Here is a 7,775-nt window from a genome sequence, read left to right as displayed (position 1 = left end):
TGCATGGCGGCGGCCGGCGACGGCGGCCGGTCCAGCCAGTCCAGGTGCCGCTCGACCAGCTCGACCGCCCGCGCCTCGTTGCCGGTCAGGGTGCAGAACTCGATGTGGTCGCCGATGTCCCACAGGTCGGCGAGGTTGCCGCGCAGCTTGCGGTACGCCTCCCGGTGCGCGTCGCGCGCCGACTCACCTCGACCGGTACGCAGATAGGGCAGAAGGAGCGCCGTGAGGATCGCCTGCGGCTGCTCGGTGCAGGTCAGTCTGCCGGCGAGCACCGGCTCGGCAAGTGCCACCGCCTCGGCGTCCCGCCCGGTGTCGGCGAGGTAGCCCACCTGACTCGTCGGGTCACAGCCGGCGCAGTCGGACAGCTCGTCGCGGGGTGTGGTCTGCCAGAGCCGGTACCAGTGCGCGGCGGCCTCGGCGTCGCCCACGTGGTCGGCGACCCGGAACCGGTGCTTGTGGACGGTCTGCAGGCTGTGCCCGCCGGCCCGGTAACGCCGCTCCATGTCGTCGAGCACCGCGTACGTGCGGTCCAGCGGCACCTCGGGGAACTTCAGCAGGCCGGACACCATGTACTTGAAGTGCCACAGCAACTGGTGCAGGTGGCGCTGGTGGTAGGGCTGCGGGTCGCGGTCGAACTCGGACAGGCACCAGGAGAAGGTCACGAACGACTTCGCCGGCTCACCGCCGTAGACGTACCCGGTGGTGGCCTGCATCCGGGTGACGAAGGCGAGGTGCCGGTCGTCGGCGGCGTCGACCCGGCGCAGCAACTGCTCCAGCGCGGCGATCTGCCCCGCCCCGTACGGCATGTCGGCGATGCCACGCAGCACCCGCCACAGGTCCTCGTCGCTCATGGTCACTCCCGTCCCGGCACGGCCCGGCCGAGCAGGCCGAGGAAGGAATCGTTCAGCAGCGCGGCGTCGGCAGCGCGGATCGGATGGTGGCCGAGCAGCAGCGCCTGCCCGTACAGCGCCTCGATGGCGAGGCCGACCAGCTCCGGGTCGCCAAGCATCGTGACCCGCCGGACCAGCGGGTTGCGGTGGTTGAGCACCAGTTGCGGGCGGTCCGGTGGGGCGGTGGCGGCGAGCGCGTCGAGCACTCCGCCCCACAGCTCGTCGGCGCGGTCGCGGCTGGCGGCGAGCTGGTCGTTGAACGCCGCCGACCGGCTGACCAGGTAGAGCGCGGGCAGCGAGACCGGGTCGTACGCCCGGATGACCACCTCGCAGCCGGACCGTTCGACGGCCCGCTGCGCGGCGGTGAGGAACGGCCGCAGCGCCAGTTCGACCTGCGGGTCGAGAGCCTCGAACCGGGTGGTGAGGTCGCTCGGCTCCAGCCGTTCGATAAGCACCGACCGGTCCACCGCCGGTAGCCGCTCGATCAGCTCGGTGTCGTACGTGTAGCCGGCGTTCACCACCGCCAGGTCCTGTGCGGCGGCCACGGCGGCGAGTTGGCGAAACTCGTCGAGGCTGGCCGCGTAGCGGAGCACCCCGTGGCGTTCGCGGAACTCGGCGAGCGTGAGCGTGCCGACGTTGGTGTCCATCGGCCACCACCTGTCGACCAGCCGGAGCATCTCGTCGTCGTGCAGCGCCAGCGCCTTCACGCCGAGGTGGTGCACCTGGAGGAACTCGGCCAGCCGGTGCGGGTCGTGTCGCGCCAGCCGGACCAGCCAGCCGCGTACCTGGTCGCCGAGCGCCTCCCGGGTCGCGGTGAGCAGGGTGTCCTCGTAGAGGGCCTCGCGGCTGGCCGTCGGGCGCAGCTCGGTCGCGTCGACCACGCAGTGCGCGAAGAACGCCCAGTCCGGCAGCAGGCTGTCGGCGTTCTCGGTGAGCAGCATCCGCTTGAGGTAGACGCGGTGCCCGGCCCGGGCCGCCGGGTTCACCGGGCTGGGCAGGATGACGGCGACACCGGTCAGCCCGGCCTCCGGCACGGCCAGCGGCAGCACGTCGAACGGCTCCACGCCGAGCGTCTCCCGGGCGTACCTGATCAGCGCCGCGCGGTCGAGCGGTGCCCCCGGCGCGGTCGCCCACGGGGGTTCGCCGGTGGTGGTGACCGTGTCGCCGACCCGGACGGTGACCGGCAGCAGCGAGCCGAAGAGCCGCGCCAGGTCGGTGACGGTCGGGGTGGCGAACCACTGGTCGGCGTCGCGGCGGGGCACCAGCGTGACAGTGGTGCCCGGCTCGACGCGGGCGGCCTCCGGCGGTGCCACGGTCACGGCGTAGCGGCCGTCGGCGTACCCGGTCCACCGGACCGTGGGGTTGTCGCCGTGCCGGGTGAGCACCTGGATCTCGTCGGCGACCAGGAAGCAGGAGAGCAGGCCGATGCCGAACTGGCCGAGGAACTCGTGCCGGGAGAAGCCCAGCTCGTCGCGCTTGGAGCTGCGGCCGATGGTGGCCAACAGCTCGTGCACCTGCGCCTCGGTCAGGCCGACGCCGGTGTCGTACACCCGCAGGGTGCCGTCGCCGGTGATCTCCGGCGGCTCGATGCGGACCAGCGCCGGTGCGTCCGGCTCGGTCGTACGCCGGGCGGTGATCGCGTCCACGGCGTTCTGGAGCAGCTCACGGACGTAGACCCGTGGGCTGCCGTAGAGGTGATGGCTGAGCAGGTCGACCACGCCACGCAGGTCGACCTGGAAAGTGTGGTCCACGCCTGAGTTCTCCCCGGTCCCGATGCCGGCGCCCACCGTACCGATGATCACCGACGGCCCGCGTCCCCCTTTCGCCCGGCGGCTTGACCCTCGACCCGGTCGAACCGGCACGGTCGGCGGCATGACCTCCTCCGCTCTGGGCCGGGATTTCCGGCTGCTCTGGTCCGCCGCCGTCTCGTCCCGGTTCGGGGACGCGCTGCGCACGCCGGCGCTGGCCCTGCTGGCCGCCACACTGACCCGCGACCCTCGGATCATCGCGGCGGTCACCGTGGCCGGGCAGCTTCCGCCGCTGCTCTTCGGCCTGCTCGGCGGCGTGTACGCGGACCGCTGGGACCGCCGACGGACGATGGCCTGCATCGACGGCGTACGCGCGGCGGTGGTGGCGGCGCTGGCCGTGGCGGTCGTCCTCGACCGGGCTGCCGTCGTGACGCTGCTGGCAGCCGCTTTCCTCCTCGCCGCGTTGGGCACCCTCTTCGACTCGGCCTCGTTCGCGCTGCTGCCCACGGTCGTGTCGCCGGCCGCGCTGCCCCGGGCGAACGGAAGGCTCCAGGCGGGGAGCGCGGTGGCCGGCGGCTTTCTCGGTGCGCCGGCCGCCGGTGTCCTCTTCGCCACCGCTCCCGCCCTGCCGTTCGCTCTGGACGCCGTCACCTTCGCGGTGGCGGCCCTGCTCGTGCTGGCCCTCACTCCGACGCCCACCGCAGGCACGGGGCCGGCCGTCCGACGCGGGTCGGTGTGGAGCGAGATCGCCGAGGGGATGCGCTGGCTGCGCGGCGACCGGACACTGTGGCGGGTCACCCTGCTGGCCGCCGCGAGCAACCTGGCGATCAGCGGTCTGATGGCGGTGATGGTGCTCTACGCGCTGGACGTGCTGCGCGTGCCGGCGGCCGGATACGGGCTGTTCGCGGCGGGCGCCATTGTCGGCGGCGTGGGCGGGGCGCTCGGGGCGGGCCGACTCGCCGCCCGGCTCGGCACGGTGTCCGCGCTGCGGGTGGTGCTCGCCGCGCAGACCGTCGCGCTGGTCGTGTTCGCGCTGGCCCGGCAACCGGTGCCGGGCGGGGTCGCGCTGGCCGTCTTCGCCGCCGGCACCGTCGTGTGGAACAGCCTGTCGGCGTCGTACGGGCAGCGGCACGTGCCGGGCGGGCTGCTCGGTCGGGTGGGTGCCGCACAGCGGATGGTCGGGCTGCTCACCGCACCCGTCGGCGCGGCGCTCGCCGGGCTGGCCGCCGCCGCGTACGGGACGGTGCCGGTGGCGGGCGCCGCGGCCGGCACGTTCGCGCTTGTCACGCTGGCGGCGTGGCGAACGCTGCGGCCGGTCGCGTCGGTGCCGCCGGTGGTCGCCCCCACCGACGACAGCACAGCACTCCAGCCGTCGCGTTGAGGAGCACGTCGTCCACCTCAGCCGGTGCCGCGTTCTGAGTGGGACAGCCCGGACAGGCGCAGCGCGATCCGCTGCCGGACCGGGGGTACGGCGCCGAGCAGCCGCAGCAGCGCGTCGCGGGCCGGTCGGCGGGCCGGGGAGGTGGTGGCCAGCCGGGTCAGCCCGGCGGCGAAGCTCATCACGTCCTCGGCCATCGGGCGCTGCCGCGCGGTGTAGTCATCGAGCAGCGTCTCCGGGCCGCCGGCGAGCACCTCGGCCAGCGCGGTGCCGAGGGCCACCGCGTCGCAGATGCCGAGGTTCATGCCCTGCCCGCCGGCGGGGCTGTGCACGTGTCCGGCATCTCCGGCCAGCAGCACCGGCCCGGCCCGGAAGGTGTCGGCGATCCGGTGGTGCACCCGGAACCGGGAACCCCACAGCACCTCGGTCACCCGGTCGGGCCGGCGGGTCGGGCCGCGCTCGTCGAGCAGCGACTGAAGGTACGCCCGATCCGGCTCGGGCGGTGCCGTCGGCACAGCGGCGACCAACCGGACCACGCCGTCCGGCAGTGGCGCCCAGACCAGCGGCCCGGGGCGGGCGAGGAACAGCGCGGCCTCGTCGCGGGGCAGCGCGCTGTCGACCCGTACGTCGGCGAGCACGAAGGACTCCTCGTCGCTGGGGCCGGCGAAGCCGATGCCGGCCGCCTGCCGGACCGTGCTGTGCAGGCCGTCCGCGCCGACCACGTACCGGGCGCGCAGGTCCACACCGTCGACCCGCGCGAGCACCCCGTCGGCGGTCGGGCTCAGGTCGGTCAGCCGGCACGGCCGTCGTACCCGGACGCCGAGGTCAGCCAACTGCCCGACGAGCACGGCCTCGGTGACCGCCTGGGAGACCAGCAGGGCGTAGGGGAAACGGGACGGCAACCGGTGGAACGGAACCGACAGCAGCGTCCGGTCCCGGTCGCGGACCGTGAAGCGCGGCGCACGCACCCCCTGGGCCACCAGTGGCGCCGCGACGCCGATCCGGTCCAGCACCTCCAGGGTGTACGCGTGCACGACGGCCGCGCGGGACGTCTGTGGCGGTTCGGCCTGCTGGTCCAGCACTGTCACGTCGATCCCGCGACGGGCCAGCGTCAGTGCGGTGGCGAGGCCGGTGGGGCCGGCACCCACCACCAGGACGTCGGTGCTCGTGGGCAGCATGGCCACCTCCGGAACGACTGTTGCCAACGGGTGTTGGCAAACGGTTGTTGGCAACGCTAGGACGGCGGTCGTTGTGTGTCAACAACCGTTGGCATACGGTCGTTGACATGACCGCGCCCGCCCACCCGACCCACCCCCGCCGATCGGACGCCACCCGCGCGGCGATCCTGCGAGCAGCCCGCGAGCGGTTCGCCGCCGACGGATACGAGCGCGCCACGATCCGGGCCATCGCCGCCGACGCCCGGATCGACCCGTCGATGGTCATGCGGTACTACGGCAGCAAGGAGGGTCTGTTCGCGGCGGCGGCCGAGTTCGACCTCCGCCTGCCCGACCTGGCCGCCGTGTCGTCCGAGCGGCTCGGCGAGGTGCTGGTCCGGCACTTCCTCGCCCGGTGGGAGGGCGACGAGACGCTTGTGGCGCTGCTGCGGGCCGCCAGCACCAACCCGGGCGCGGCCGAACGGATGCGCGGCATCTTCGCCGACCAGCTCACCGCGGCCGTGGCCACGTTCGGCACCGACCCGGCGCTGACCGCCCGGCGTGCCGGCCTGGTGGCCAGCCAGATCCTGGGCCTCGCCTTCACCCGCTACGTCGTCCGGCTCCCACCGATGGTGGACGTCGACCCGGAGGAGCTGGTCTCCTGGGTCGCGCCGACCCTCCAGCGCTACCTGACCGGGCTGCCGCAGACCTGACCCAACCTTTTTCCCCTCCCCATGCGTCTGTCGGGTGACGCGCACCGTGGCGGCCGGAAGGGGTGCGGATGGGATCGACGGCGAACGACGGCCGCGACGGCTACCTCGCCTTCGTGGAGAGCAACCAGCACCGCCTGCTGCGTGCGGCCTTCCTGATCTGCGGCAACCGGCACCAGGCCGAGGACCTTCTCCAGGACGCCCTGCTGAAGCTGGCGCTGCGCTGGACCTCCGTCCGCGACGGCGATCCCGCCGCCTACGTGCGGGCCATCCTCTACCGGGACGCGGTGTCGTGGTGGCGGCGTCGACGCCGGGAGTGGCTCAGCCCCGCACCGCCGGAGCAGGTGGCCCCCGACCGTGACGGCGCGCTGCGGCTGACCCTGCACGACGCGCTGGGGCTGCTGCCGCCCCGGCAGCGGGCCGTGCTGGTGCTGCGCTACTACGAGGACCTGACCGAGGTCGCCACGGCGGAGGCGCTCGGGGTGACCGTCGGCACCGTGAAGAGCCAGTGCCACATGGCGCTGCGCCGGCTTCGCGAGGTCGCCCCCGATCTCACCGGAGATGGCCGATCGAGCCGGGGCGCGACCCGCTCCGGCGACCCGACCGCCGACCTGGAGGTGAACCAGTGAACGAGCGGGATCTGCGCCAACTGTTCGCCGTCAGCGTGGAGGACGTGCTGCCCAGCAAGCCCGCGACGGCCGGCTGGGACCGGGCGCGGCGCACGCGTCGTACCCGACGGGTGCTCGGCGCGGCAGTCCTGGCCGTGGTGCTGGTCGGCGGTGGCACGGTCGCCGTCCGCCGGCCGTCCCCCGGTCCGCCCCTGAACCACACGGTGGCGCCGACCGTCGAGCCCACCCACGCCGATCCCGTGCAGCGTCCGCCGACCGAGCTGACGTTCCCACCCGATCCGCTGAACCGGCTGAGCGGCCCGGCGACCGTGCCGCTGTCCGAGCGACCGGTCCAGCGGGCGTTGGCGCTGTTTCAGCCCGTCGACGAGGAGAACCGCGCGGACGGCCCGGTCCGGATCCTCGGCGACGACGGCGTCGTGCGCGGTCTCGACGTGGTGACGCTGGCGCCGACCCGGGACGCGGACGGCAACGAGGCGACCGCCGTACAGCCGGGAGTGTTGTCGCCGGACGGGCGTTGGGCGGCCTTCCCGCAGACCAACGAGCTGATCATGGTTGACCTCACCGCGGCGGGCGTACGCCGGATCCCGCTCGACGGCTACCTGGAGCTGGTGGTGTGGGCGCACGACCGGGTCCTGGTCGGCGGCGGCAACCGGACGTACGCGGTGGAGCGCGACACCGAGGCGGCAGGCACCATCGACGTGTCGGCCTGGAACGTGGTGGCACCCGACCCGGAAGCCGGCCGCGAGGCGGCGCTGATCGAGATGATCGGCGAACGGGGCAGCCTGACGCTGCGCAACCGGTCCGCCCGCGAGGCCACGATCCGCTCCGAGCAGCGGATAACCGACGGCGTGCTGCCGTCACCGTACGAGGTGAATGAGTTCTACGGCCGGGGTTGGCTGCACGGCGGTCGCCTGGCGAGGGCCGCCATGATCACCAACAACGACATCGACGGCGCCGAGGGGGTGGCCGTGCTGGACTCCCGTACCGGCGCGGTGACCCACCTGCTCGACCTCGGTCGGGATCGCGCCAAGGGCTGCTGCCCGGTGTTGGGCTGGGACAACAAGGGAGCGGTGCTGCTCAGCCTGGAACCGGCCGCCCTGGCTCGCTGGGACCCGGAGACCGGCGAGATCACCGGGATCATCCGGGACCTACCCGGCGTGCTGGCGCTGGCCGGCTGAGAGTCGTCGAGCCCTTGTTGTCCCAGCCCAACACCGGGCAGCAGCCCTTGGCGCGATCCCGACCGAGGTCGAGCAGGTGGGTCACCGC

6 protein-coding genes and 1 pseudogene are annotated in these 7,775 nt (G+C 73.6%); 4 read left to right on the top strand and 3 right to left on the bottom strand.

From position 1 onward, the window contains the following. Together AB0J68_RS22075 and AB0J68_RS22070 are read right to left on the bottom strand one after the other, a co-directional pair. A pseudogene (locus AB0J68_RS22075) lies at nucleotides 1-851 on the bottom strand (hypothetical protein); the annotation flags it as partial. Between the two features lie 2 nt (nucleotides 852-853). Next, nucleotides 854-2,641, bottom strand: coding sequence for an HSP90 family protein (locus tag AB0J68_RS22070; RefSeq protein WP_363940303.1), 1,788 nt, complete (start codon nucleotides 2,639-2,641; stop codon nucleotides 854-856). Between the two features lie 121 nt (nucleotides 2,642-2,762). Between AB0J68_RS22070 and AB0J68_RS22065 the strand changes: the two genes are divergently transcribed. Next, nucleotides 2,763-4,019, top strand: a complete 1,257-nt coding sequence (locus AB0J68_RS22065) for an MFS transporter (protein WP_363940301.1) — start codon at nucleotides 2,763-2,765, stop codon at nucleotides 4,017-4,019. A 17-nt stretch (nucleotides 4,020-4,036) separates the two neighbouring features. Here AB0J68_RS22065 and AB0J68_RS22060 read toward each other — a convergent pair whose 3' ends face one another. Beyond that, nucleotides 4,037-5,194: an FAD-dependent oxidoreductase gene (locus tag AB0J68_RS22060; RefSeq protein ID WP_363940299.1), complete on the bottom strand. Its 1,158-nt coding sequence runs from the start codon at nucleotides 5,192-5,194 to the stop codon at nucleotides 4,037-4,039. Nucleotides 5,195-5,301: 107 nt separating this feature from the next. Between AB0J68_RS22060 and AB0J68_RS22055 the strand changes: the two genes are divergently transcribed. From AB0J68_RS22055 to AB0J68_RS22045, 3 genes are all read left to right on the top strand, one after another. Beyond that, nucleotides 5,302-5,883, top strand: a complete 582-nt coding sequence (locus AB0J68_RS22055; protein ID WP_363940297.1) for a TetR family transcriptional regulator — start codon at nucleotides 5,302-5,304, stop codon at nucleotides 5,881-5,883. Between the two features lie 68 nt (nucleotides 5,884-5,951). Continuing rightward, complete coding sequence (locus AB0J68_RS22050; protein WP_355063308.1) at nucleotides 5,952-6,509, top strand: SigE family RNA polymerase sigma factor; 558 nt, start codon at nucleotides 5,952-5,954, stop codon at nucleotides 6,507-6,509. Next, nucleotides 6,506-7,687, top strand: coding sequence for a hypothetical protein (locus tag AB0J68_RS22045; protein WP_363940295.1), 1,182 nt, complete (start codon nucleotides 6,506-6,508; stop codon nucleotides 7,685-7,687). The genes AB0J68_RS22050 and AB0J68_RS22045 overlap by 4 nt, the downstream gene beginning before the upstream one ends. Nucleotides 7,688-7,775: the final 88 nt, after the last annotated feature.

Source organism: Micromonospora sp. NPDC049580 (genome assembly GCF_040675595.1).
In the GTDB taxonomy this organism is placed as follows: Bacteria; Actinomycetota; Actinomycetes; order Mycobacteriales; family Micromonosporaceae; genus Micromonospora.
The sequence above is the reverse complement of the archived record's forward strand: the minus strand, read 5'-3'. Positions and strand labels throughout refer to the sequence as shown.

Bases quoted from the DNA above. Each gene is read 5' to 3' on its own strand.
- AB0J68_RS22065 (WP_363940301.1), top strand. From the start codon at position 2,763: ATGACCTCCTCCGCTCTGGGCCGGGATTTCCGGCTGCTCTGGTCCGCC.
- AB0J68_RS22060 (WP_363940299.1), bottom strand. From the start codon at position 5,194: ATGCTGCCCACGAGCACCGACGTCCTGGTGGTGGGTGCCGGCCCCACC.
- AB0J68_RS22055 (WP_363940297.1), top strand. From the start codon at position 5,302: ATGACCGCGCCCGCCCACCCGACCCACCCCCGCCGATCGGACGCCACC.
- AB0J68_RS22050 (WP_355063308.1), top strand. From the start codon at position 5,952: ATGGGATCGACGGCGAACGACGGCCGCGACGGCTACCTCGCCTTCGTG.